We start from the raw sequence: 24,272 nt of genomic DNA on the forward strand, positions 1-24,272 counted from the left end.
AATTGTATTATTTACAAATTTTAAGCTGAAGGCATAATTCCGTGAAAAGGTATTAGAAAGGCAGATTCTATGGGTAACAAACCGATGTACCGGCAGATAGCCGATGCGCTTCGCGAGAAAATCAATGCGGGTGAGTTAAAACCCGGCGATGCGTTACCGACGGAATCCAGCCTTCAGGAGGCGTTCAACGTTAGCCGTGTAACGGTGAGACAGGCGCTGAAGTTGCTTACGGAAGAGCAGATCGTCGAGAGCATTCAGGGCAGCGGCACCTACGTAAAAGAAGAGCGCGTTAACTACGACATTTACCAGCTCACTGGCTTTTACGAAAAACTGGCGGACCGGAACGTGGATACCCACAGCGAGGTGAATATTTTCGAAGTGCTGAAAGCCGATGCAAAACTTGCCGAAAAGCTGAATATCGCTCATGACGATAAAGTCTGGCACGTCAAACGAGTCCGCTTTATCAAACAAAAACCAGTGAATCTGGAAGAAACGTGGATGCCGCTGGCGATGTTCCCTGACCTCACCTGGGAAGTGATGGAGAATTCGAAATACCACTACGTTGAACAGATCAAAAAGCTGGTTATCGATCGCAGCGAGCAGGAGGTCATTCCCGTGATGCCCTCTGCCGAGGTCGTGAATGCTCTGGGGATCGATGCGGCAAAACCTGTCCTCGAAAAAATCTCCCGCGGCTACCTCAGTGATGGACGCGTATTTGAATACAGCCGCAATACCTTCAAAAGCGATGACTACAAATTTACGCTTGTGGCGAAACGCAGACACTAAACGTACATGAATGACAAAAACCCGGTGCAAAACCGGGCTCTCATGTTAATACGTTAGTGCAATGTTTAAAGTGTAAACGTCATACCGATGCGATAGCGTGACTCAGACATATTGTCTTCGCCTTCGTAGTAGCCCTGCTGATCCAAATAATCGTATTCCACATAGGGACTAAACCATTTGTTCCATTTATAACGCAGGGTAAATGCATTCTCCGTAGCCCAGGTTTTATTATTTTTATAGGTATAATTCTCATTGGCATGTTTATATGCCGTGCCCTGATATAAGAAACTCCATTCACTATTAAATTTATAGCCCACAAAGATGTCTAAACGATTGACACTGTCACGATGCGACTCCCCTTCATCGTTAATAGATTCATAGGTATTATAATCGTAGCGGTAACGCAAACCGAGACTCCAGTCAGCACCTGGCAGATAGTTGACCCTAATATAGGGACGAAGTTGCGTGCCTTTGTTGCTCCAGTGATATATCCCCCCTGGTTGCAGGTTCCATTTATCGGCAAATCGCCAGGTATAATTGGTCTCTATCTCGTTATAGTCCGTTGTACTATCGCCAAAAGAGTGTGCACTGTCGGACTTATCTGTGCCATTTGTACCCTTTCCATTATTTTTATTGTTTTTATTATCCATCTCCGCACTGGCCCACCAGCCGTTAGCCCAACTTTCGCTGATCTTATATCGTGACTCATAGGAGTGGCTCCCGGTTTTATAGCCACCACGTACATCAAACGTTAGCGCATGGCTCACCAGCGGTGAGCCAGCAGCGATCAGAAGAAGAAAACGTAATAGATTCTTTTGCATAACAGACATTCATCCTTTATATAAAATCACTTGCCAGAAAATAAAAACCGTCAACAAACAATTCCGTGGAATCATATTTGTTTACAACCAAATATCACGCACATATTTTCATAAATAAGATCATCATCATAAAATTTACCGAAACATTGTTTCGATAAAATAAAAACATAAGAGAAATTTACTTAATAAAAATACACATAGGTTTCATGAATTTATTTTTTAGATTTTTCAAAACAAAAAACGATAACAGAAAACAAACAAAATGGTCTTGACGCGATCCTTAAAGAAACCACAAAATAAAAATGAAACATTGTTTTAAAAGCGAGATCAAGATCATGAACGCTATGGCCACAAGGCCATACAATAAAATGAAACCATGTTTTATGTTTTATTAAATAAATCATCAACGTACAGGATGGATGTCGTGAAGATCAAAAAACTACGCTGGTACATTATCTCACTCGTCATGCTAGGGACGATAATTAACTACTTAGCAAGAAGCACGCTCGGCGTCGCGGCGCCGGAAATGATGAAAACGCTCAACCTTTCCAGCGAGCAGTACTCATGGATTGTATCGGTCTTTCCTTTCACCTATGCCATCGGCGGGATCGCCTGCGGCTTTGTAATTGATAAATTCGGTTTGCGTGTCAGCTTTGCTGTACTGGCTGCATTGTGGTCTGTATGCAACATGTTGACGGCATTATTTAACACCTGGTTCCCGATCGCCGCCTTGCGCGGCGGCCTGGGTCTGACCGAAGCAGCCTTCAATCCTGCGGGTATGAAGGTGACCGCCGAGTGGTTCCCGGCAAAAGAGCGCGGCTTAGCCTGCGGCGTTTACAGCCTCGGTACCTCCGTTGGTGCCATGCTGGCGCCACCGCTGGTCGTTTGGGCGATTGTTAACTACAACTGGGAAATGTCTTTTGTTGTCACAGGTGCTATCGGCGTTGTTTGGGCCATTCTATGGGCAGTGCTTTATCGCTCCCCGGAGTCGCATCCTGCGTTGCTGAAGGAAGAACATGAAGAAGTGCTGGCCGACCAGATAGAGGTGGTTCAAGAGAAAGCAACTCTGATGTCCATGATCAAAGATAAGAGCCTTTGGGCAATCTCCTTACCCCGTTTTATGGCCGATCCGGCATGGGGAACACTGCACTATTGGATGCCGCTTTATCTGGTGACGGTGCGTCACATGAACATGAAAGAAATCGCTATGTTTGCCTGGCTCCCCTTCCTGACCGCTGACCTGGGCTGCCTGGCGGCAGGCTATATTTCGAAGTTTCTGCACAACCGCGGCGTACATATTGTTAACGCTAAACGCATCACTTTTACATTTGCCGCTCTGCTCATGCTGTCGATGGCTGGCGTCGGTTTTGTCAGCAATGTCTATGTGGCTATTGCGCTGTTCTGCATTGCCGGGTTCGCCCACCAGTGCCTGTCCGTTACCGTGATCAGCATGTCATCTGACCTGTTTCCGAAACAAAAAGTCGCAACCGCGACGGGTTTTGCAGCCTTCACCGGCAGTATGGGGAACTTTCTGTTCAGTATTTTCCTCGGTGCCATGGTTGCCGTTGTAGGTTACGACATCTTTTTTATCAGTCTGGGTGTCTTCGATTTGATTGGCGCATTGTTCCTGTGGATGCTGATTAAGGCCCCTTTGGTAAAAGTCGCACCGGCAATCGCCTGAGAGATAGCCTGAACGTAAGGAATAGACTTATGAATAATCGCGACATTGTGCTTATCAGTGCGTTGTTCTCAACCTCTGCTTTAGCAGCGACCGGGAAGCCTCCCTTTCAGAGCCTGCATGGCGGTTGTCTGACCTACGATTGCAGTCAGATGCTTGAGATCAAAAAAAGCCTTCAACACGGAGATCAAACATACGCCCCCGCCTGGAAGAAGCTGCTGCAGAAAGCAGACCTGGCACTGGAACACAAACCCTACAGCGTAACGGATAAAAAATTGTTACCGGCATCCGGGAATAAGCATGACTATTACAGCTTTGGCCCCTACTGGTGGCCGAATCCGGATACTAAAGACCACCTTCCCTATATTCGTAAAGACGGCCAGATAAACCCCTCGTCAAAAACAGACGATACGGACAGCAAGCGCCTGGCGCTGTTCTCTGACGATATTCGCGTACTATCGCTTGCCGCATTTTATAGCGCAGACGCCCGCTATGCGCAAAAAGCAGAAATCATGCTGGATACCTGGTTTCTGAACAAAAAAACCAGAATGAATCCTGACCTCAGTTACGCCCAGGCGATTCCGGGCATAGTGAATGGCCGGGGGATTGGCATTATTGATACGCGCGTATTGATAGATGTCGCTGACAGTATCGTCCTGTTGCACCATGCGGGATTCCTGTCTGATAAAGAGGTTCAGGGTTACAAAAGCTGGTATTCAGCCTATACCACATGGTTATTAACCAGCACTAACGGGCAGGAAGAGGGAAACTGGTATAACAATCACGGCGCCTGGTATGACGCACAGGTTACCGCCTTTTCATTGTTCTCAGGTGACATCAAACAGGCTCGTCGGCAAATTGATATTTTCAAAAACAGACACCTTGTCGCGCAGGTGAACGCCAAAGGTGAACTACCGGCCGAGCTTGAACGAACTCGCTCATTCCACTACACCAATTTCGCCCTGGCAGCTTACGCCAGAATGGGTCGCTACGGTGAAATAACCGGTGACGATGTCTGGAATTACGAACTTGATGGGCGAACCATGAAAAAGGCTTTTTCCTTCATCAGCCAGCAAACAAGTAAACCCGCCAGCAATTGGCCGTATCAGGAAATCAAATACATCCCTGAAGAGGCTACCGGCCCATTACTCGCTGCGACAAGAGCCTGGAAAGACGATGATTTCCGCAAAAATACCGCAGCATTGGTGAAAACAAATGACACCGATATCAACATCCTGGTTCCAGGCTCTGTACTGGTGAAGTAAACGCCATGACAACGCATACAGGTAGATAATGAAACTGTTTACACAAGCCCAAATTGCGACCGCGAAAGACCGGGTAACGCCGGAGATCCTCCACCGACTGGTGGAAAACAACTGTGACGTGCTCAACCACGACACGCTGGTTCCGCAAACAGGTTGCGCCACCTGGAACCACTATTTTTACTGCCCGGAGCACAGCGTGCGGCTGCTCTGGGACCGAAAGTCGCCAAATAAGCACCGTTGCCCCATTGATGGAGCCGTATTTACTGGCGAACCCTACTACGGGGCATGGTGGCGTTGGCTCAATGGACTGAATGCCAGGGCATGCTATGAGCTTGGCATTCTCTGGCTGCTAACGGACGATAATATCTACCTGGATAAAATTATCGATATCCTGATGCAGTACGCAAAATACTACCCCGACTACGAAGAGCACGGTGGGATTCCTTACAATGGTCCCGGTAAAGCCAACGCGCAGACGCTGTGTGAAGCCAACTGCCATGCTGACTTCGCACGCGGGTTCGATATTGTCAGCTCAGAACTGACGACAGAACAGTATGAGTACATTTCCCGACGCCTGCTGCGCTGTGGAGCCGATTTCCTGATGCGGAACCGGAGCAATCAAATTCACAACCATGAGGTGAAGATCAGCGCAACCATCGGCATTATCGGCGCTATTCTCGACGATGAGTATTATCTGACGTTTGCTGTTAACAGTCCTTATGGCCTGCGGTATCAGCTGGAACACGCCCTGCTGCCCGGCGGATTCTGGTTCGAGGGTTCACTGCATTACCATTACTACGCCCTTGAAGCGTTCATGGGTTTCGAGAAATTCGCCCATCATGGTCCATTCAGTCTGCTGGATAAGCCCTGGTATGTGAACATGCTGTCACTGCCATTAACGCTACTGATGCCAAATATGACGCTGCCGAAGGTGAACGACTGCGTGAACGGTCAGGAGAAGCTCGGCCACGCCGATATTTATGAATTTGCATTCAACTATTATGGCAACCCGCAATATGGTGAGCTGTTAGCCTGGTTATATACCGCCGGACCGCGCGACAATATTGACGCCCTTTTCTATGGGCAACCACTACCATCGCAGGTGTTAAGCGCCCCGGAAGGCAATGAGCATAATCCTGATGCCGGATTTACGATAATCCGCAATGCGCCAGGGCGCGCCGTATGCATTAAGCATGGTCCCTATGGCGGCGAGCACGATCACTATGACAGGCTCAACCTCATCGTCTTCAATAACTACAGCGCACTGTTCCCCGATCTGGGCACCACCGGCTATGGCGCACCGCTGCACTATGGCTACTACAAAAATACGTTTTCGCACAACACGCTGTGCGTCAACGGACTTAACCAACCCCCTGCACTCCCCCGGGTTATCGATTATCAGCAACGGGAAGGAGAAACGAGGCTTATTGCTGAAGTGGACTGGCGCAGGGCAACTGCGTTACCCGACAGTAAAACTCGCGTGGAGTGGGATGCAGAGTCTTACCGGGATATCGTTTTTCGCCGCACCGTCGTGGTGACGGAAAACCTGCTGATTGATAAATGGGACATTGATAACCCTCACTACCAGTGCGTTGATGCGGTTTACCACATCAATGCCGCAGCAACGCAGGCGGCACCACAGAATGGCGTCCGGATCTGCTACCCCTACGTTAAACAGGCAACCGAGCAACCGCTGAAGGGAAAAATTGAGGTTCGCTACCAGGCTGACGCCCCGGTTTCTGTCACCTGCTTTTCGACCAACAATACGGCGTTAATCAAAGCTCAGGGACCGAATAACCCTTCGACATCGATGCTCGACTATCTGCTATTACGCAGCCGTGATAAGCGTATTTCCTTCGTGTTTGTCACGGATTTCACGGGCACCGGAAAAGTCGATATCGTGAAGAGCGACGACACGATAACCGTCATTGACATGACGTTAAACCGCGAATACCGCCTCTGACAACGCAGTCAGAAGTCACGGATTCAATATGCAACTAAGGTGATACGATGTTTGTTTTTCACAATCTGACGCAGCTGGAAGAAGCAGGTAATGGCGTAACGCGCCGGATCCTCTCCCATGCCGGCAATATGATGGCGGTTGAAGTGCATTTTGCCCAGGGCGCTATCGGCCCTATGCACAGCCATCCTCACGAGCAGTTGACGTATGTACTCTCCGGTGAGTTTGAATTCACCATTGCCGACGAAACGCACATCGTCAGAGCGGGAGATACGCTGTACAAACAGCCCAATGTCATGCACGGGTGCGTGTGTCGCAAGGCGGGAACCCTGCTGGATACCTTCACGCCGGTACGTGAGGATTTCCTGCAATAAACAATAAAAAAAGGCCGCTTTACAGCGGCCAACCATGTCGAAACGGACATTTTTATACTTCAACGCCCCCCTTTCGGGGAGCAGAGAGGACTTACTTAATGATGGATTTCAGTGCTTCGCCGATATCCGCCAGGCTGCGAACGGTTTTCACGCCTGCGGCTTCCAGCGCTGCGAATTTCTCATCAGCCGTACCTTTACCACCAGCGATGATCGCGCCTGCGTGACCCATACGCTTGCCTTTCGGCGCGGTCACACCCGCGATGTAACCCACAACCGGCTTGGTCACGTGTTCTTTGATGTAAGCAGCCGCTTCTTCTTCCGCGCTACCACCGATCTCACCGATCATCACGATCGCTTCGGTCTGTGGATCTTCCTGGAACATCTTCAGGATGTCGATGAAGTTAGAGCCCGGGATCGGGTCACCGCCGATGCCCACACAGGTGGACTGGCCGAAGCCGTAATCGGTGGTCTGCTTCACTGCTTCATAGGTCAGGGTACCGGAACGGGACACGATGCCCACTTTACCCGGCTTGTGAATGTGGCCCGGCATGATGCCGATTTTGCATTCGCCCGGGGTGATAACGCCAGGGCAGTTCGGGCCGATCATACGCACGCCTGCTTCATCCAGCTTCACTTTCACGGTCAGCATATCCAGCGTAGGGATGCCTTCAGTGATGGTGATGATCAGTTTGATGCCTGCGTCGATCGCTTCCAGAATGGAGTCTTTGCAGAACGGAGCCGGAACGTAGATCACGGTTGCGGTTGCGCCCGTCGCTTCTACGGCTTCACGCACGGTGTTGAACACCGGCAGGCCCAGATGCGTGGTGCCGCCTTTACCTGGCGTTACGCCGCCAACCATCTGCGTGCCGTAGGCAATCGCCTGTTCGGAGTGGAAAGTCCCCTGGCTACCGGTGAAGCCCTGGCAGATAACCTTGGTATCTTTATTAATTAAAACTGACATTATTTCCCCTCCACTGCGGCAACAACCTGCTGAGCTGCATCCGTCAGACTTTTCGCTGCAATAATATTCAGGCCGCTGTCAGCCAGTTTTTTCGCGCCGAGTTCAGCGTTGTTACCTTCCAGACGTACAACAACCGGAACGTTAACACCCACTTCTTCTACCGCACCGATGATACCGTCAGCGATCAGGTCGCAACGGACGATGCCGCCGAAGATGTTAACCAGAACGGCCTTCACGTTGTCGTCAGAGAGGATGATTTTGAACGCTTCGGTTACGCGCTCTTTGGTTGCGCCACCGCCTACGTCGAGGAAGTTTGCTGGCTCACCGCCGTGCAGCTTAACGATATCCATAGTGCCCATTGCCAGGCCCGCACCGTTAACCATGCAGCCGATGTTGCCATCAAGAGCAACGTAGTTCAGTTCCCACTGTGCAGCCTGCGCTTCACGCGGATCTTCCTGAGACTGATCGCGCATTTCGCGCAGATCTGGCTGGCGGAACAGTGCGTTACCGTCAGCGCCCAGTTTGCCGTCGAGGCAAATCAGGTCGCCCTGGGTGGTGATCACCAGCGGGTTAATCTCGATCAGCGCCAGGTCGCGCTCCAGGAAGATAGTGGCCAGACCCATGAAGATTTTGGTGAACTGCTGAACCAGTTTACCTTCCAGGCCCAGCTTGAACGCCAGCTCGCGACCCTGGTAAGGCATTGGGCCCGCCAGCGGATCGATAGCCACTTTGTGGATCAGGTGCGGGGTCTCTTCCGCCACTTTTTCGATTTCCACGCCGCCTTCGGTAGACGCCATGAACACCACGCGACGGGAGCTACGGTCAACAACCGCGCCCAGGTACAGTTCTTTCGCGATATCGGTCGCCGCTTCCACCAGGATCTGGTTAACCGGCTGGCCGTTCGCATCTGTCTGGTAGGTTACCAGACGCTTGCCGAGCCAATGTTCAGCAAACGCACGAATCTCTTCTTTGCTCTTAACAACCTTCACACCGCCCGCTTTACCACGGCCACCAGCGTGAACCTGACACTTAACTACCCACGGGCCGGAACCGATTTTAGATGCGGCTTCTTCTGCTTCACGCGGGGTAGTACAGGCATAACCCACCGGAGCCGGTAAGCCATACCGGGCAAACAGCTGTTTGGCCTGATATTCATGTAAGTTCATGTGTTCTATCCATCCTTCAGGGTAATCGTTATCTTCAAACCTGTAGACCGGCGCTACGCTTATCCGGCCTACAGGGCAGGTGATGCTAAAAGTGACTAGACGTCCAGCAGCAGACGCGTTGGATCTTCCAGCAGCTCTTTAATCGCTACCAGGAAGCCCACGGACTCGCGGCCGTCGATCAGGCGGTGGTCGTAAGAGAGCGCCAGGTACATCATTGGCAGGATCTCAACTTTACCGTCTACCGCCATAGGGCGATCTTTAATGGCATGCATACCCAGGATCGCGCTCTGCGGCGGGTTAATGATCGGGGTAGACATCAGCGAGCCGAATACGCCGCCGTTGGTAATGGTGAAGTTACCGCCGGTCAGATCGTCTACGGTCAGCTTGCCGTCGCGGCCTTTAACAGCCAGCTCTTTAATGTTTTTCTCGATGTCAGCCATACCCAGGGTATCTACATCACGCAGAACCGGGGTCACCAGGCCACGTGGAGTAGAAACCGCCATGCTGACGTCGAAATAGTTGTGGTAAACCACGTCATCGCCATCGATAGACGCGTTCACTTCCGGGTAGCGTTTCAGCGCTTCAACTACCGCTTTCACGTAGAAGGACATAAAGCCCAGACGGATACCGTGACGTTTTTCAAACGCGTCACCGTACTGCTTGCGCAGGTCCATGATTGGCTTCATGTTCACTTCGTTGAAGGTGGTCAGCATCGCAGTGGAGTTTTTCGCTTCCAGCAGACGCTCAGCCACACGCTTACGCAGGCGAGTCATTGGCACGCGTTTTTCGCTACGGGCGCCCAGAGCAGGCTGTGCTGCTGGTGCTGCCGCAGGGGCTTTCGCTTCTGCCTGAGCAGGCGCTTTCGCCAGGTGTTTGTCGATGTCTTCGCGGGTCAGACGACCGCCCACACCGGTGCCCTTAATGGCTGCCGGGTCAAGGCTGTGCTCAGCCAGCAGGCGACGGATCGCCGGGCTGAGGGCGTCGTTAGACTGTTCTTCCAGAGAAGCCTGCTGGCGCTGAGCCGGCGTAGAGGCTTTCTCTTCAGATTTCGCGCTGGACTCTTTGCCCGCGCTGTTGCCTTCACGCAGGCGACCCAGGATCTGGCGAGAGGTTACGGTAGTACCTTCATCTTCCAGCACCGCGTCCAGAACGCCATCCGCCGAAGCCGGTACTTCCAGTACCACTTTGTCAGTTTCGATTTCTACCAGCACTTCATCGCGCTTAACGGCATCGCCTGGTTTTTTGTGCCAGGTAGCGACGGTCGCATCTGCTACGGATTCAGGCAGGTCGGGAACAAGAATATCTACGCTACTCATTTTGTATCCTTTAATTAATCGACGTTCAGCGCGTCATTGACCAGATCTTGTTGCTGCTTCTGGTGAACGGACATATACCCTACCGCCGGAGAGGCGGAGGCCGGGCGACCTGCATAACGCAGGGCTGACCCAAATGGAATCACTTCACGGAAATGATGCTGGCTGCAGTACCATGCGCCCTGGTTGAGCGGCTCTTCCTGACACCAGACAAAATCATGTACGTGAGCATATTGTTTCAGCACGTCCTGCATCGCCTGATGCGGGAACGGATAAAGCTGTTCGATACGCACGATGGCGACATCTTTCTGATCGTTCTTGCGGCGCTGTTCCAGCAGGTCGTAATAAACCTTACCAGAACACATCACGACACGCTTCACGGCCTGCGGATCCAGCTCGTCAATTTCGCCGATGGCCGGCTGGAAGGTACCGTTCGCCAGTTCTTCCAGGCTGGACACCGCCAGCGGATGACGCAGCAGGGATTTCGGTGACATCACCACCAGCGGACGGCGCATACCGCGCAGCGCCTGACGACGCAGCATGTGGTACACCTGAGCCGGGGTGGACGGCACGCAGACCTGCATGTTCTGCTCTGCGCAGAGTTGCAGATAACGTTCCAGACGCGCGGAGGAGTGCTCCGGACCCTGGCCTTCGTAACCGTGCGGCAGCAGCATCACCAGGCCACACATACGACCCCACTTCTGCTCGCCGGAGGAGATGAACTGGTCGATAACCACCTGCGCGCCGTTGGCGAAGTCACCGAACTGCGCTTCCCAGATGGTCAGGGTGCGTGGTTCAGCGGTGGCATAACCGTATTCGAAGGCCAGTACCGCTTCTTCAGACAGCACGGAGTCCCAGACCTTGAACTGGCCCTGACCGTTATGCACGTGCTGCAGTGGGGTGTAGGTAGAACCGTTGGACTGGTTGTGAACAACCGCGTGACGGTGGAAGAAGGTACCACGACCCGCATCTTCACCGGACAGACGAACAGGAATGCCTTCGTCAACCAGCGTTGCGTAGGCCAGCGTTTCCGCGCCGCCCCAGTCGAACAGCTTCTCACCTGCCGCCATGGCCTGACGGTCGCCGTAGATTTTCGCTACGCGAGACTGCATCTCGATAGCGTCCGGTACGGTGCTGATGCGTTTAGCCAGCTCCTGCAGGCGCTTCATCTCAACCTTGTTCGGGTAGCTCTCATCCCACTCGTGGTTGAGGTACGGCGACCAGGTAAAGGAGTGCATGTTCATCGGACGCAGTTCTTTCACCACGCATTCACCCGCATCCAGCGCGTCGCGGTAAAGGTTGACCAGCTCGGTCGCATCTTCCAGCGTCGCCACTTTGTCCGCTTCCAGCTTGTCAGCATAGATTTTGCGCGGCGTTGGGTGTTTTTTGATTTTCTGATACATCAACGGCTGGGTTGCACTTGGCTCGTCCGCTTCGTTGTGGCCGTGACGGCGGTAGCAGAACAGGTCGATCAGCACGTCACGTTTAAAGGTGTTACGGAAGTCGAGCGCCAGACGGGTAACGAAAGCAACCGCCTCCGGGTCATCCGCATTCACGTGGAAGATTGGTGCCTGCACCATCTTACCGATGTCGGTGCAGTACGGGGTAGAACGCGCGTCAAGCGGGTTAGAGGTGGTGAAGCCCACCTGGTTGTTGATCACGATGCGAACGGTACCGCCCACTTCGTAACCCCGCGCTTTCGACATGTTCAGGGTTTCCTGAACCACGCCCTGACCGGTAATCGCCGCATCACCGTGAATGGTGATTGGCAGAACTTTGTTGCTGCTCGGCTCGTCCAGACGATCCAGACGCGCACGCACGGAACCGATAACCACCGGGCTAACGATTTCCAGGTGTGACGGGTTAAACGCCAGCGCCAGGTGAACCAGACCGCCTTCGGTTTCGATATCAGACGAGAAGCCCATGTGGTACTTCACGTCGCCGGTGCCGAGGTGTTCTTTATGTTTGCCCGCGAATTCGTCGAACAGGTCCTGCGGTTTTTTACCCAGCACGTTGACCAGCACGTTCAGACGACCACGGTGCGCCATCCCCAGTACCACTTCACGGGTGCCGCTCTTGCCTGCGTGACGAATCAGCTCTTTCAGCATCGGCACCAGCGCATCGCCGCCTTCCAGCGAGAAGCGTTTTGCGCCCGGGAATTTCGCGCCCAGATAGCGCTCAAGCCCTTCCGCTGCGGTCAGTTCGTTCAGGAAGCGTTTTTTCTCGTCAGCCGAGAAGGTCGCGTGGCCCGCTACGGATTCGATGCGCTGCTGGATCCAGCGTTTCTCTTCGGTAGAGGTAATGTGCATGTATTCCGCGCCGATGGAGCCGCAGTAGGTTTGCTTGAGCGCGTCAATCAGATCGCCCAGCTTCATCGTGTCTTTGCCGATGGCAAAGGAACCTACGTTAAAGCTTTCCTGGAAATCGGCCTCGGTCAGATCGTGATACGCCGGATCGAGATCGGCCACACGGTCTTGTTTCCACAGTCCCAGCGGATCGAGATTCGCATGCTGGTGACCGCGGAAGCGATAAGCGTTGATAAGCTGCAGGACTTTAACCTGCTTCGCATTGGTGTCAGGGTCGGAAATCGCAGAAGAGTAACGTGAGGCATCCTTCGCCAGACGACGGAAATAATCACGTGTTTTGGAATGGAATTGATCCGGTTTGACCCCTGTGCCAGGCAACTGCTGGAACATGGAACGCCAGTTTGCGTCCACTGAGTCAGGATCGGTTAAGAAGTCTTCATAGAGCTGTTCAATCCAGCTCTGGTTCGCACCAGAAAGGAAAGAAGAGTCCAGCCAGGCTTTCATTGCGCCGTTCTGCATCGTGATCCCTTAAGCATTTTTATGCTTACTTTCGCCGTAGAAACTACCACGCACACCACGTGTACGTGCCGGGGTTCACCTGCGAGCTCTTTTCATTTGGCCCGCGAAGGAACCTTTAGAAACTGTCTTAAGGGTTTCCCCTCACCCCGACCCTCTCCCATGGGGAGAGGGGGAAGGTCGTCGGCAGTTTTTAAAGATTTCCTGCAATCTGTCCCCTCTCCCTTAGGGAGAGGGTTAGGGTGAGGGGAACATCGCTCCCCTCTCTTTACTTACGCACTGCGCTGCAGCAGCATCGACTTAATATGACCGATGGCGCGCGTCGGGTTCAGCCCCTTCGGACACACACTGACGCAGTTCATGATGCTATGGCAGCGGAATACGCTGAAAGCGTCACTCAGTCCTTCCAGACGGCTATCGGTTTCGGTGTCGCGGCTATCGATCAGGAAGCGATAGGCAGCCAGCAGACCGGCCGGGCCGATAAACTTGTCCGGGTTCCACCAGAACGACGGGCAGGACGTTGAACAACATGCACAGAGAATACACTCGTACAACCCATCGAGTTTTTCACGCTGCTCAGGAGACTGTAAGTGCTCGCGAGCGGGTGGATTTTGCCCATTATTCAATAAGTAAGGCTTAATCTTCTCATATTGTGCATAGAATTGCCCCATGTCTACCACCAAATCACGCACGACCGGCAGGCCTGGCAGAGGACGGATAACAATTTTCTGACCCGGACGCTGCAAAGCTGAAATTGGCGTGATGCAGGCCAGGCCATTTTTGCCGTTCATGTTCACCCCGTCAGAGCCACACACCCCTTCACGGCAGGAGCGGCGGAACGACAGTGTCGGATCTTTTTCTTTCAGCTGGATTAAGGCATCCAGCAGCATCATGTCGCGACCTTCTTCCGCTTCCAGGGTGTAGTCCTGCATACGCGGAGCATCATCAACATCCGGGTTATAACGATAAACTGAGAATTCGAGTTTCATTATCCTGTCTCCGCATTAGTAAGTACGAATCTTCGGCGGGAACGCCGGACGCAGTTTCGGTTCCATATTGACGCTACGACGCGTCATGGATTCCGACTCTGGCAGATACAGGGAATGGCACAGCCAGTTTTCATCGTCACGCTCCGGGAAGTCGAAGCGGCTATGCGCGCCACGGCTTTCGGTACGGAAGTTTGCCGACATCGCCGTCGCGAACGCGGTTTCCATCAGGTTATCCAGCTCCAGGCACTCAACGCGCTGGGTGTTGAACTCGCTGGAGGTGTCGTCCAGGCGGGCATTTTTCAGACGCTCGCGGATCGCTTTCAGCTGCTCAAGACCTTTCGCCATCGCGTCACCTTCACGGAAGACCGAGAAGTTGTGCTGCATGCATTCCTGCAGCGCTTTACGGATTTCCACCGGATCTTCGCCGTTACGGTTACCGTTCCAGCGGTTGAGGCGCTCAAGTGAGGCATCAATCTCGTCATCGGTTGCATCACGCAGCGTGCCCTGCTCGGCAATGGATTCCTGCAAATGCAGACCCACCGCACGACCAAATACCACCAGGTCCAGCAGGGAGTTGCCGCCCAGACGGTTTGCACCGTGTACGGATACGCAGGCAATTTCGCCTACCGCGAACAGGCCCGGGATGATCACATCTTCGCCCTGCTCGTTCACGGTCAGCGCCTGACCGGTTACTTTGGTCGGAATACCGCCCATCATATAGTGGCAGGTTGGGATAACCGGAATCGGCTCTTTCACCGGGTCGACGTGTGCGAAGGTGCGGGACAGTTCCAGGATGCCCGGCAGACGAGATTCCAGCACCTCTTTACCCAGGTGGTCGAGTTTCAGCTTCGCGTGTGGACCCCATGGGCCGTCACAGCCGCGGCCTTCACGGATTTCGATCATGATGGAACGCGCCACCACGTCACGACCCGCCAGGTCTTTCGCATTCGGGGCATAACGCTCCATGAAGCGCTCGCCGTGTTTGTTCAGCAGGTAACCACCTTCACCGCGGCAGCCTTCCGTCACCAGAACGCCCGCACCGGCGATACCGGTTGGGTGGAACTGCCACATTTCCATATCCTGCACCGGCACGCCCGCGCGGATAGCCATACCCACGCCGTCACCGGTGTTGATGTGGGCGTTGGTGGTGGACTGATAGATACGGCCTGCACCGCCGGTAGCCAGCACGGTAGCACGTGCTTTGAAGTAAACCACTTCACCGGTTTCGATGCACAGCGCGGTACAGCCGACGACTGCGCCATCGGCGTTTTTCACCAGATCCAGCGCATACCACTCGGAGAAGATGGTGGTATGGTTTTTCAGGTTCTGCTGATACAGGGTGTGCAGCAGTGCGTGACCGGTACGGTCAGCCGCCGCCGCGGTACGTGCCGCCTGCTCGCCGCCGAAGTTTTTCGACTGGCCGCCAAACGGACGCTGATAGATGGTGCCATTTTCCAGACGGGAGAACGGCAGACCCATGTGGTCCAGCTCCAGAATCGCTTCCGGGCCGGTTTTACACATATATTCGATGGCATCCTGGTCGCCGATGTAGTCGGAACCTTTTACCGTGTCATACATGTGCCATTCCCAGTTGTCTTCATGGGTATTACCCAGCGCAACGGTGATACCGCCCTGCGCAGACACAGTGTGGGAGCGAGTCGGGAAAACTTTTGAGAGCAGCGCACAGGTCTGGCCGCTCTGGGAAATTTGCAGTGCGGCACGCATACCTGCGCCACCGGCACCAATTACAACAGCATCAAATTCTCTGACTGGCAGTTTCATTACACACCCCACACCACAACGAATCCATAAATAACGTAAACCACCAGTGCAACGACAATGGCCAGCTGCAGTGGGAGGCGAATCGCCAGCGGTTTAACGTAATCGGTCAACACCTGCCACATGCCAATCCAGGCATGAATAAGGATGGAGAACAGCGCCAGCAGGGTGAACACTTTGGTGAAGGCGGATCCGAAGAACCCACTCCAGATTTCCCACGTCAGCGTGCCGCTGGTCGCGAAGAAACCGATCATATAGATGATGTAAAGGGTGAGAACGATGGCGGTAGCACGGACAAGGATGAAGTCATGTACGCCGTTGCGTCCTAATGCGGAGGCGTTGCTTACCATACGAGAACTCCTGCGAGAAGTGAGAGCACGACTGTAATCACAAATGAAATGTTAGCAGAGCGTTTACCGGCTTCGAAAGTCTCTTCCAGGTAGCCAAAGTCCATCAGCATATGGCGAACACCCACGACGACGTGGTACGCCAGCGCGGTCAGAATGCCCCACATGATGAATTTCACGAAGAAGCTGTTCATGATGGCAGAGGCCTGGAGGAATCCTTCAGGGGAAGAGAGGCTGGTGCCCAGTAACCACAACAGAATACCGACCGCCACAAACGTAATCACACCAGAAACACGGTGCAGAATGGACGCTATTGCTGTTACGGGGAACCGGATCGTTTTGAGATCCAGATTGACAGGTCTTTGTTTTTTCACATTTCTTATCATGAATAACGCCCACATGCTGTTCTTATTGTTTCCTTCCTCCGGACTGCGATGCGGGTCAAGCAGCGTTCCTTTTCTATAACTGCGCGTCATGCAAAACATTGCTTCCAGATGCTAAAACGACACGTTACAACGCTGGGTGGCTCGGGATTGCAGGGTGTTCCGGAGACCTGGCGGCAGTATAGGCCGTTCACAAAATCATTACAATTAACCTACATACAGTTTGTCGGGTTTTCTCTGGAACAGTGATCAGGGTCACGATAACAACATCTTTTTAATTTTTAATCATCTGATTTGACAAATGTTAAACAATATTGTTACAAACGTCATCAGAAAAGGCATATAATGCGTAAAAGTTATGAGGTCTCACTTTCACCTGACAAATAGTTATGTAACAGTGTGATGGTATTGACCGAAGTTATCAGGACAGTTATTAGTGATATACAGGTTTGAATAATTCGGACTGCAAAAACGCTGATTTGCTGTTGTTTCACTGATATTTCATTCGTTTACCTGCAAGGCGCCATAGCTCTGTACCCTGGTTTGTCCTCGTGAGCTGAGCGGTAAGCCAAATAACAATCTGGTAACGGTGATTAACAGCTGAAAGCAAATCCGGTAAAGCGCAGTCTTAAGCATAAGGCGCTAAGGAGACCGTAAATGGCTGATACAAAGGCAAAGCTCACCCTCGGTGGTGACACTGCTATTGAACTGGATGTGCTAAAAGGCACGCTCGGTCAGGATGTTATTGATATCCGTACGCTGGGTTCTAAAGGTGTGTTCACCTTTGACCCGGGATTTACCTCTACCGCATCTTGCGAATCCAAAATCACCTACATTGACGGTGACGAAGGTATCCTGCTCCATCGCGGCTTCCCCATCGATCAGTTAGCCACCGAATCCAACTATCTGGAAGTGTGCTACATCCTGCTGAACGGCGAAAAACCGACGCAGGCACAGTACGATGAATTCAAAACCACCGTGACCCGTCACACCATGATCCATGAGCAGATTACCCGTCTGTTCCATGCGTTCCGCCGTGACTCTCACCCAATGGCGGTGATGTGCGGGATTACCGGTGCGCTGGCGGCGTTCTACCACGACTCCCTTGACGTGAATAACCCGCGTCACCGTGATATCGCGGCGTTCCGCCTGCTGTCCAAAATGCCTACCATGGCGGCGATGTGCTACAAGTATTCCATCGGCCAGCCGTTTGTGTATCCGCGCAACGACCTCTCCTACGCGGGTAACTTCCTGCGCATGATGTTCTCTACGCCGTGCGAAGAGTACGAAGTGAACCCGGTGCTGGAACGCGCAATGGACCGTATTCTGATCCTGCACGCTGACCACGAACAGAACGCCTCTACCTCTACCGTCCGTACCGCCGGCTCTTCAGGCGCGAACCCGTTCGCCTGTATCGCTGCGGGCATCGCCTCCCTGTGGGGACCGGCGCACGGTGGCGCGAACGAAGCGGCACTGAAGATGCTGGAAGAGATCAGCACCGTTGAGCACATTCCTGAGTTCGTGCGTCGCGCGAAAGACAAGAATGACTCCTTCCGCCTGATGGGCTTCGGTCACCGTGTTTACAAAAACTACGACCCGCGTGCGACCGTCATGCGTGAGACCTGCCACGAAGTGCTGAAAGAGCTGGGTACCAAAGATGACCTGCTGGAAGTGGCGATGGAGCTGGAACACATCGCGCTGAACGACCCGTACTTCATCGAGAAGAAACTCTACCCGAACGTCGATTTCTACTCTGGCATTATTCTGAAAGCGATGGGCATTCCGTCTTCCATGTTCACCGTAATCTTCGCCATGGCCCGTACCGTTGGCTGGATTGCGCACTGGAACGAAATGCACAGCGAAGGCATGAAAATCGCCCGTCCTCGTCAGCTGTATACCGGCTACGAGCAGCGTGATTTTAAGTCTGATATTAAGCGCTAATAAACACGCCCGGCGGCGCTTCGCTTGCCGGGCCTGAAAGTGCGAAAGTAGGCCGGGTAAGGCGTAGCCGTCACCCGGCTTTTTTATTTCTGGCAGTGCGGGCACCAGTAAAAGGGTCTCGAAGAGAGCATAATCCTGTCAATAATCCCGCCGCATCGCTCGCACTTCTTCCCCGCCCGATGAAACACCTTGAACCGGAACAGCGCCCCGTGATGCTTGTTCTCATCCACCACGCCGCGCGTGTTGTACGACAGCCGAGGAATATCCAGCAGCGCGTGGGATAACGCCTCCAGCTGTTCATCATTCAGCTGAGACGCTTTATGTTGCGCCGACAGCCCGACTTCCCAGAGGATCTCTACCCGCAGATAGTTACCCAACCCGGCCAGAAAGGCCTGGTCGAGGAACAGACCGGAAAACTGTCGGTTACGGAATTTAGGTGATAACAACCGGGCTTTCACGTCGCTCGCCGTCAGGCGCATGTCCAGAACGTCTGGTCCTACCCGTTGCAGGAACGGGTGCGTGAGCTGCTGCTCCGGCGTTAACATTTCGATGTCCGACGCGCTGTAAAGCAGGATCGCTTTATCCGCCGTTTGCAGCCTGACGCGCAGCACGCGGGTGGTTTGCGGCTGTTCATTCGCGTTAACGACCCGCCACACGCCATAAAGCTGGTTATGGCTATATAACGTCAGGTTATGGGAAAAGTGCGTGAGCAAGGCCTTGCCGCGCGTTTCAATATGGGTCACCGTTTGCCCCACCAGCTGTAATTCAAACGGTTTTAGCTGAGGAAAAGCAAACCAGACATGCGTCAACGGTTTGCCCTTTATCGCCGCCTCCAGGCTATCCGCTGCGCGGCGGATCTCCGGACCTTCTGGCATGTTATTGTCCTTTCATGATTATTCTGCGCTGACAAGGATGCCCTCTTCAGAGAACGCAGCCCGCAAGCGGCGCGCGAACTGGAGCGCATGCTCGCCATCGCCGTGTAAACATACCGTATCAGCCTGAACGTTTGCCGGTGTTCCATCCACGGCGGTCACCCGCCCGGTGCGCACCATCTCCAGCGTCTGCGCCAGCGCTTTACCTTCATCGGTAATCAGCGCCCCGGCTTGCGTACGCGGTACAAGACTACCATCGGGCTGATAACCTCGGTCAGCAAACACTTCCTGACGGGTGGTCAGGCCCAGCCGCTGTCCGGCGCGAATCAGCTCGCTGCCCGCCAGACCCACGAGGATCAGCTGCGGATTACAGTCCCGCACCGCGCGGGCAATCGCCTCCGCCAGCGCCGGATCTTTCGCCGCCTGATTGTAGAGCATGCCGTGCGGCTTCACGTGGCGCATCACACCGTTCTCCGCACGCACCATCGCCTCCAGTGCGCCGATCTGGTAGAGCACCTGAGCGTAGACGGTCTCAGGCGGGAGATCCATCGCCGTGCGGCCAAAGTTTTCCCGATCGGGGAAGCTCGGATGAGCGCCTATCGCAACGCCATTTTTAATGGCATGACGCACGCTCTCCAGCATGGTTTGCGCATCGCCCGCGTGAAAGCCACAGGCGATGTTGGCCGAGGTGACCAGGGTCATCAGTGCCGCATCGGCGCTGCTGCCCTCACCCAGATCGGCATTCAAATCAATCTTTACCATCAAGCCTCCACGCCAGCTGTTCGAGATAACGCTGCTGATCCTGCCGGGCTTTCAGCGCCTCCTCCAGCGAACACTGCACGAAGTGAATCGGCTGCCCGAGGGGAATTTGCGCCAGATGGTAGCGATCGGCTTCAATGATGCAGGCAATGCGCGGGTAACCGCCGGTAGTTTGCGCGTCGTTCATTAACACGATGGGCTGACCGTTGCCCGGCACCTGAATAACTCCCGGCAATAAACCATGGGAGAGCAGTTCCCGGTCCGTCGTGCGGGTCAGCGGCTGCCCCTGCAGGCGGTAGCCCATGCGGTTACTCTGCGGGCTGAGCTTCCACGGCGAGCGCCAGAAGGACTCCTTAGACGCCTCGTCAAACTCATGATATTCCGGCCCCGGTAAGGCGCGGATCTGGTTTCCCCACAGCAGCTGTTTTACGCCCTGCGTGGTCGAGAAATGGCGCGCGGAGGGCTTGATTGCCAGCCGATCGCCGTCGCGCAGCAGGCGTCCTTCGTGACCGCCGATCCCGGCTTTCTGATCGGTACTGGACGAGCCCAGCACTTCCGGCACGTCGATGCCGCCCGCCACCGCAAGATAGCTACGCACACCGTGCAAAGGACGCTTCAAGGTCAGACGCTGTCCGGCTTTCGCCCGCAGCCGCCAGCCGGTCCAGACCGCTTTGCCATCCAGCGAGGCATCACAGCCTGCGCCGGTTAAGGCAAACCAGGTCTCCTGACTAAACTCAATGACGCACTGGCCGAGCGTAATTTCGAGCGCGGCCGTATTGCCGGGGTTCCCCACCAGCACGTTAGCAATCTCCAGCGCAGGCCTGTCCAGCGCGCCACAATAGCTCACGCCAGACTGGCGCATGCCAAAGCGGCCCGCATCCTGTACGGAGGTATAAAGCCCGGCGCGAATAAGCGTTAACATACCCCCTCCTTCTGCGGGATAAAGCGAAGGGTATCGCCGGGACGCAGGAGTATTGGCGTCTCCAGCCCGGGTTCAAATAACGGTGTCGCGGTATGCCCAATTAGCTGCCAGCCGCCAGGCGATGTCAGTGGATAAACGCCAGTCTGCTCGCCGCCGATAGCCACCGTCCCCGCCGGTACGCTCAGACGCGGTTCGGCACGGCGTGGCGTATGTAACTGAGGTGACAATCCCCCCAGGTACGGGAATCCGGGCTGAAACCCCAGGAACCAGACCACGTAGTCAACCGAACTGTGCAACTCTACAACCTGCTTTTCTGTTAATCCGCAGTGGTCTGCCACCACGCCAAGATCCGGCCCACCCGTGCCGCCATAAACGACCGGGATCTCAATGGCACGCGATTCCGGCTCCAGCGCCTCACTCTCTTCCCACCAGCGCTGCAAACGTTCGATGGCATCCAGCGCCAGGGTATGCGGGCTACGCAACACCACAGTGATGTTATTCATCCCCGGAATGGCTTCAACCACTTCCGGGAGATCGACCAGACGCTGTGTTAGCCGCCAGATACGCTTTTGTGTGGCAAGGGTCACCGGCGGCTCGAGCTCCAGAACCACTGCCGTTTCTCCCAGAAGATAACAACGCGCTCGCTGCACTCAGGCACCTCTCATCAGGCCGGGTTAGGAATATCAATAAAGGTCACATCCAGATCGGTATTTTCCGTCAGCCACTCGCTGAGGGCGCGAATGCCGCCACGCTCGGTGGCATGATGACCTGCAGCGTAAAAATGCAGTCCCTGTTCACGCGCCGAATGAATGGTCTGCTCGGAAACCTCGCCGGTGATAAAAGCATCGACGCCGAAACGCGCGGCACTGTCGATAAAGCCCTGACCGCCCCCGGTACACCAGGCAACACGCTTCACCGTATCCGGACCGGTATCACCGCTCCACAGCGGACGACGCCCCAGGCGCGCTTCAATCCACGAGGCCAGCTCCAGCCCCGGAACCGGCATCGCCAGTTCGCCCCACGGCACCAGCGGCTCAATTTCGCCCATCACGGTAATGCCCAGTAGCTGCGCCAGCTGGACGTTGTTGCCGAGTTCCGGATGCGCATCCAGCGGCAGGTGGTAACCGTACAGGTTGATGTCATTTGCCAGCAGCGTTTTCAGGCGGTTGCGCTTCATCCCGCGAATAATCGGCGATTCGTTTTTCCAGAAGTAACCGTGATGGACAATCACCGCGTCGGCGTCCTGACGCACAGCCTCGTCCAGCAGCGCCTGGCTTGCCGTCACGCCGGTGATAATTTTTTGCACCGTCTCACGACCTTCAACCTGGAGCCCGTTCGGGCCGTAATCGCTGAAGGACATACTGTTCAGTTTTTCGTTAATCAGGCTTTCCAGTTCGCTGTTTTTCATCATCACTCTCTTATGCTTTGCGGGCAGCTTCGTACGCCGCCAGCGTGGCGACACGCGCCTGTTTATGGTCGACAATCGGGCGAGGGTAATCCAGCTTTACACGCTGTTTATCCGCCCATGCCCACGGTTCGTGGATCGCTTTAGCAGGTATATGGTTAAGTTCAGGAACCCAGCGGCGGATAAACTCGCCGTCCGCATCAAATTTTTGTCCCTGAGTGGTCGGATTAAAAATCCGGAAATAGGGCGCGGCATCGGTGCCGGTAGAGGCCGCCCACTGCCAGCCGCCGTTATTCGCCGCGAGATCGCCATCGATCAGCTGAGAGATAAAATAGCGCTCTCCGATACGCCAGTCGATAAGCAGATCCTTCACCAGAAAGCTGGCGGTAATCATCCGCAGGCGGTTGTGCATCCACCCGGTTTCATTCAGCTGGCGCATGGCGGCATCAACTATCGGGTAACCCGTCCGCCCTGTTTGCCAGGCTTTCAGCAGCCGATCGTTCGATTGCCACTCCACCTTCTCCGTCCAGTTGATGAAGGGACGATGTTTACATAAATCAGGGTGATACGTCATCAGATGGCGGTAGAACTCGCGCCAGATCAGTTCATTCAGCCAGACGGACCCTGCGCCCCCCTCCAGCACCTGCGGCTGCTCCGCCAACAGGCGATGTAAACACTGGCGAGGAGAGATCGCGCCCAGCGCCAGACAGGCCGACAGGCGGCTGGTGCCCTCAATGGCGGGAAAATCCCGACGCGCGCCGTAATTGGCCGCGTCCTGTTTGCAGAACTGGCGCAGTTGGGCGATAGCCGCTTTTTCATCGGCGGGGAACTGCGTTTCATCAAACGGTTGCTGAGGGTAATCAAACGTCAGTTCAGGGAGGTCCTTTATGGGTTCGCCTCTCACGGCAGGCGCGGCAACGCACTCCGGCAGCGCTTCTTTCAGACGTTTGATAAAGGCATTTTTAAACGGCGTAAAAACTTTATACATCTCGTGGTTGCCGGTCATCACGCTGCCCGGTGCCAGCATCACGCTGTCATCAAACCCTTCGCAGACCACCTCTTCCAGCATCTTCTCCAGCTGACGGTCGCGCTGCTGCTCGTTGAATTCGTACTGATAGTTGTAAAATAAATGCGTGACGTTGTGCTGCTTACAGATCTCCTGCACCGTCTGAAGCTGTGCGGCAAAATCACTCACCTCTTTATAGATCAGCGGTATGCCTTTTCCGGCCAGCGAGTGCTGCAGATCGGTCAGATACGCACGGAGCAAGGCAGCCTGGCGGGGAGCCATATCGTGCTGCCGCCACTGCGCGGGCGTGGCCATAAACAGAGCCAGTACGTTAGCGTCTTTGGCGCGACAGGCCGCCGCGAGTGCGATGTTGTCATGTACGCGCAGATCCGCGCGAAACCAAACCAGATGGGTGGGCATAAAACTCCAGGCAAATATCCATTATGTCCGTAAGGGCTCGCCACCAAAGGAAAAAGCGGCGAGCTATTAATGTACTTTGCCATGAAGTGTAGACGGGATGAAATAAAAAAGGCCGCCCAAGGCGGCCTTAACGCTACTTGTCCTGCGCTATCGTAGAAAATGCAACAAACCCGGTGGATTCATCACTTTTTACAACGAGTACGCTGGCGACAATGAACGCGATGCAAAAATAGCGTTTCACTATGCGGTCCCTGCTGCTAACCGCTCCACCGTTCACCACCGGTGATAAGTCGGTGGACACAA

At 54.2% G+C, this 24,272-nt stretch carries 21 protein-coding genes; 6 read left to right on the top strand and 15 right to left on the bottom strand.

Features of this window, described 5'->3' with window-relative positions:
* Positions 1-69: 69 nt before the first annotated feature.
* A complete protein-coding gene (locus FU672_RS07895) occupies positions 70-786 on the top strand; it encodes a GntR family transcriptional regulator (protein ID WP_148242822.1) in 717 nt (238 codons plus the stop codon).
* Positions 787-851: 65 nt separating this feature from the next.
* Here the strand turns inward: FU672_RS07895 and FU672_RS07900 are convergent, their stop codons facing one another.
* The gene (locus FU672_RS07900; protein ID WP_148242823.1) at positions 852-1,607 is read right to left on the bottom strand and encodes an oligogalacturonate-specific porin KdgM family protein; all 756 of its coding nucleotides are present in this window, start codon (positions 1,605-1,607) and stop codon (positions 852-854) included.
* Between the two features lie 424 nt (positions 1,608-2,031).
* Between FU672_RS07900 and FU672_RS07905 the strand changes: the two genes are divergently transcribed.
* From FU672_RS07905 to FU672_RS07920, 4 genes are read left to right on the top strand one after another with little or no spacing between them, the layout of a single operon-like run.
* Positions 2,032-3,288, top strand: coding sequence for an MFS transporter (locus tag FU672_RS07905; protein ID WP_222848621.1), 1,257 nt, complete (start codon positions 2,032-2,034; stop codon positions 3,286-3,288).
* 29 nt (positions 3,289-3,317) lie between these two features.
* A complete protein-coding gene (locus tag FU672_RS07910; RefSeq protein ID WP_148242824.1) occupies positions 3,318-4,550 on the top strand; it encodes an alginate lyase family protein in 1,233 nt (410 codons plus the stop codon).
* Between the two features lie 28 nt (positions 4,551-4,578).
* Positions 4,579-6,513: a heparinase II/III domain-containing protein gene (locus FU672_RS07915; protein WP_148242825.1), complete on the top strand. Its 1,935-nt coding sequence runs from the start codon at positions 4,579-4,581 to the stop codon at positions 6,511-6,513.
* Positions 6,514-6,560: 47 nt separating this feature from the next.
* Positions 6,561-6,884: a cupin domain-containing protein gene (locus tag FU672_RS07920; RefSeq protein WP_148242826.1), complete on the top strand. Its 324-nt coding sequence runs from the start codon at positions 6,561-6,563 to the stop codon at positions 6,882-6,884.
* 91 nt (positions 6,885-6,975) lie between these two features.
* Here the strand turns inward: FU672_RS07920 and sucD are convergent, their stop codons facing one another.
* From sucD to sdhC, 8 genes are all read right to left on the bottom strand, one after another.
* Positions 6,976-7,845 carry a succinate--CoA ligase subunit alpha gene (gene sucD / locus FU672_RS07925; RefSeq protein WP_014169173.1) on the bottom strand — a complete coding sequence of 290 codons (870 nt, stop codon included), beginning with the start codon at positions 7,843-7,845 and terminating at the stop codon, positions 6,976-6,978.
* A complete protein-coding gene (gene sucC, locus FU672_RS07930; RefSeq protein ID WP_006809579.1) occupies positions 7,845-9,011 on the bottom strand; it encodes an ADP-forming succinate--CoA ligase subunit beta in 1,167 nt (388 codons plus the stop codon). Before sucC ends, sucD begins: the two co-directional genes overlap by 1 nt.
* Before the next feature lie 95 nt (positions 9,012-9,106).
* Positions 9,107-10,327 (bottom strand): 2-oxoglutarate dehydrogenase complex dihydrolipoyllysine-residue succinyltransferase, encoded by a 1,221-nt coding sequence (gene odhB, locus FU672_RS07935; protein ID WP_008501093.1) that lies wholly within the window; start codon positions 10,325-10,327, stop codon positions 9,107-9,109.
* A 14-nt stretch (positions 10,328-10,341) separates the two neighbouring features.
* On the bottom strand, positions 10,342-13,149 hold the full coding sequence (sucA, locus tag FU672_RS07940) for a 2-oxoglutarate dehydrogenase E1 component (protein WP_148242827.1): 2,808 nt from the start codon (positions 13,147-13,149) through the stop codon (positions 10,342-10,344).
* A gap of 269 nt (positions 13,150-13,418) precedes the next feature.
* Positions 13,419-14,135, bottom strand: a complete 717-nt coding sequence (gene sdhB, locus FU672_RS07945; protein WP_008501090.1) for a succinate dehydrogenase iron-sulfur subunit SdhB — start codon at positions 14,133-14,135, stop codon at positions 13,419-13,421.
* A gap of 15 nt (positions 14,136-14,150) precedes the next feature.
* Entirely contained in the window at positions 14,151-15,917 is a 1,767-nt protein-coding gene (gene sdhA, locus FU672_RS07950) for a succinate dehydrogenase flavoprotein subunit (protein WP_148242828.1), read from the bottom strand.
* Complete coding sequence (gene sdhD / locus FU672_RS07955) at positions 15,917-16,264, bottom strand: succinate dehydrogenase membrane anchor subunit (protein ID WP_008501088.1); 348 nt, start codon at positions 16,262-16,264, stop codon at positions 15,917-15,919. The genes sdhA and sdhD overlap by 1 nt, the downstream gene beginning before the upstream one ends.
* The gene (gene sdhC, locus FU672_RS07960; RefSeq protein ID WP_020684965.1) at positions 16,258-16,662 is read right to left on the bottom strand and encodes a succinate dehydrogenase cytochrome b556 subunit; all 405 of its coding nucleotides are present in this window, start codon (positions 16,660-16,662) and stop codon (positions 16,258-16,260) included. The genes sdhD and sdhC overlap by 7 nt, the downstream gene beginning before the upstream one ends.
* Before the next feature lie 639 nt (positions 16,663-17,301).
* Between sdhC and FU672_RS07965 the strand changes: the two genes are divergently transcribed.
* On the top strand, positions 17,302-18,585 hold the full coding sequence (locus tag FU672_RS07965) for a citrate synthase (protein WP_010428698.1): 1,284 nt from the start codon (positions 17,302-17,304) through the stop codon (positions 18,583-18,585).
* An 83-nt stretch (positions 18,586-18,668) separates the two neighbouring features.
* On the opposite strand, the gene nei is transcribed toward FU672_RS07965, so the two are convergent.
* The 6 genes from nei to phrB are packed head-to-tail and all read right to left on the bottom strand — an operon-like array spanning position 18,669 to position 23,969.
* Complete coding sequence (nei, locus tag FU672_RS07970) at positions 18,669-19,460, bottom strand: endonuclease VIII (RefSeq protein WP_148242829.1); 792 nt, start codon at positions 19,458-19,460, stop codon at positions 18,669-18,671.
* Between the two features lie 18 nt (positions 19,461-19,478).
* Complete coding sequence (pxpA, locus tag FU672_RS07975; protein ID WP_148242830.1) at positions 19,479-20,219, bottom strand: 5-oxoprolinase subunit PxpA; 741 nt, start codon at positions 20,217-20,219, stop codon at positions 19,479-19,481.
* Positions 20,206-21,138, bottom strand: coding sequence for a 5-oxoprolinase subunit PxpC (gene pxpC, locus FU672_RS07980; protein ID WP_148242831.1), 933 nt, complete (start codon positions 21,136-21,138; stop codon positions 20,206-20,208). The genes pxpA and pxpC overlap by 14 nt, the downstream gene beginning before the upstream one ends.
* Positions 21,132-21,788: a 5-oxoprolinase subunit PxpB gene (gene pxpB, locus FU672_RS07985; RefSeq protein WP_148242832.1), complete on the bottom strand. Its 657-nt coding sequence runs from the start codon at positions 21,786-21,788 to the stop codon at positions 21,132-21,134. The genes pxpC and pxpB overlap by 7 nt, the downstream gene beginning before the upstream one ends.
* A gap of 14 nt (positions 21,789-21,802) precedes the next feature.
* Positions 21,803-22,546: a type 2 GTP cyclohydrolase I gene (locus FU672_RS07990; protein ID WP_148242926.1), complete on the bottom strand. Its 744-nt coding sequence runs from the start codon at positions 22,544-22,546 to the stop codon at positions 21,803-21,805.
* A 10-nt stretch (positions 22,547-22,556) separates the two neighbouring features.
* On the bottom strand, positions 22,557-23,969 hold the full coding sequence (phrB, locus tag FU672_RS07995; RefSeq protein ID WP_148242833.1) for a deoxyribodipyrimidine photo-lyase: 1,413 nt from the start codon (positions 23,967-23,969) through the stop codon (positions 22,557-22,559).
* Positions 23,970-24,272 lie beyond the last annotated feature (303 nt).

This window comes from Enterobacter asburiae, from assembly GCF_008080435.1.
Taxonomy (GTDB): domain Bacteria; phylum Pseudomonadota; class Gammaproteobacteria; order Enterobacterales; family Enterobacteriaceae; genus Enterobacter; species Enterobacter asburiae_C.

Bases quoted from the DNA above. Each gene is read 5' to 3' on its own strand.
- sdhA (WP_148242828.1), bottom strand. From the start codon at position 15,917: ATGAAACTGCCAGTCAGAGAATTTGATGCTGTTGTAATTGGTGCCGGT.
- FU672_RS07915 (WP_148242825.1), top strand. From the start codon at position 4,579: ATGAAACTGTTTACACAAGCCCAAATTGCGACCGCGAAAGACCGGGTA.
- nei (WP_148242829.1), bottom strand. From the start codon at position 19,460: ATGCCAGAAGGTCCGGAGATCCGCCGCGCAGCGGATAGCCTGGAGGCG.
- FU672_RS07910 (WP_148242824.1), top strand. From the start codon at position 3,318: ATGAATAATCGCGACATTGTGCTTATCAGTGCGTTGTTCTCAACCTCT.
- FU672_RS07920 (WP_148242826.1), top strand. From the start codon at position 6,561: ATGTTTGTTTTTCACAATCTGACGCAGCTGGAAGAAGCAGGTAATGGC.
- FU672_RS07895 (WP_148242822.1), top strand. From the start codon at position 70: ATGGGTAACAAACCGATGTACCGGCAGATAGCCGATGCGCTTCGCGAG.
- sucA (WP_148242827.1), bottom strand. From the start codon at position 13,149: ATGCAGAACGGCGCAATGAAAGCCTGGCTGGACTCTTCTTTCCTTTCT.
- FU672_RS07900 (WP_148242823.1), bottom strand. From the start codon at position 1,607: ATGCAAAAGAATCTATTACGTTTTCTTCTTCTGATCGCTGCTGGCTCA.
- pxpC (WP_148242831.1), bottom strand. From the start codon at position 21,138: ATGTTAACGCTTATTCGCGCCGGGCTTTATACCTCCGTACAGGATGCG.
- odhB (WP_008501093.1), bottom strand. From the start codon at position 10,327: ATGAGTAGCGTAGATATTCTTGTTCCCGACCTGCCTGAATCCGTAGCA.
- phrB (WP_148242833.1), bottom strand. From the start codon at position 23,969: ATGCCCACCCATCTGGTTTGGTTTCGCGCGGATCTGCGCGTACATGAC.
- pxpA (WP_148242830.1), bottom strand. From the start codon at position 20,219: ATGGTAAAGATTGATTTGAATGCCGATCTGGGTGAGGGCAGCAGCGCC.
- FU672_RS07965 (WP_010428698.1), top strand. From the start codon at position 17,302: ATGGCTGATACAAAGGCAAAGCTCACCCTCGGTGGTGACACTGCTATT.
- sdhD (WP_008501088.1), bottom strand. From the start codon at position 16,264: ATGGTAAGCAACGCCTCCGCATTAGGACGCAACGGCGTACATGACTTC.
- sucD (WP_014169173.1), bottom strand. From the start codon at position 7,845: ATGTCAGTTTTAATTAATAAAGATACCAAGGTTATCTGCCAGGGCTTC.
- FU672_RS07990 (WP_148242926.1), bottom strand. From the start codon at position 22,546: ATGAAAAACAGCGAACTGGAAAGCCTGATTAACGAAAAACTGAACAGT.
- sdhC (WP_020684965.1), bottom strand. From the start codon at position 16,662: ATGTGGGCGTTATTCATGATAAGAAATGTGAAAAAACAAAGACCTGTC.
- sucC (WP_006809579.1), bottom strand. From the start codon at position 9,011: ATGAACTTACATGAATATCAGGCCAAACAGCTGTTTGCCCGGTATGGC.
- sdhB (WP_008501090.1), bottom strand. From the start codon at position 14,135: ATGAAACTCGAATTCTCAGTTTATCGTTATAACCCGGATGTTGATGAT.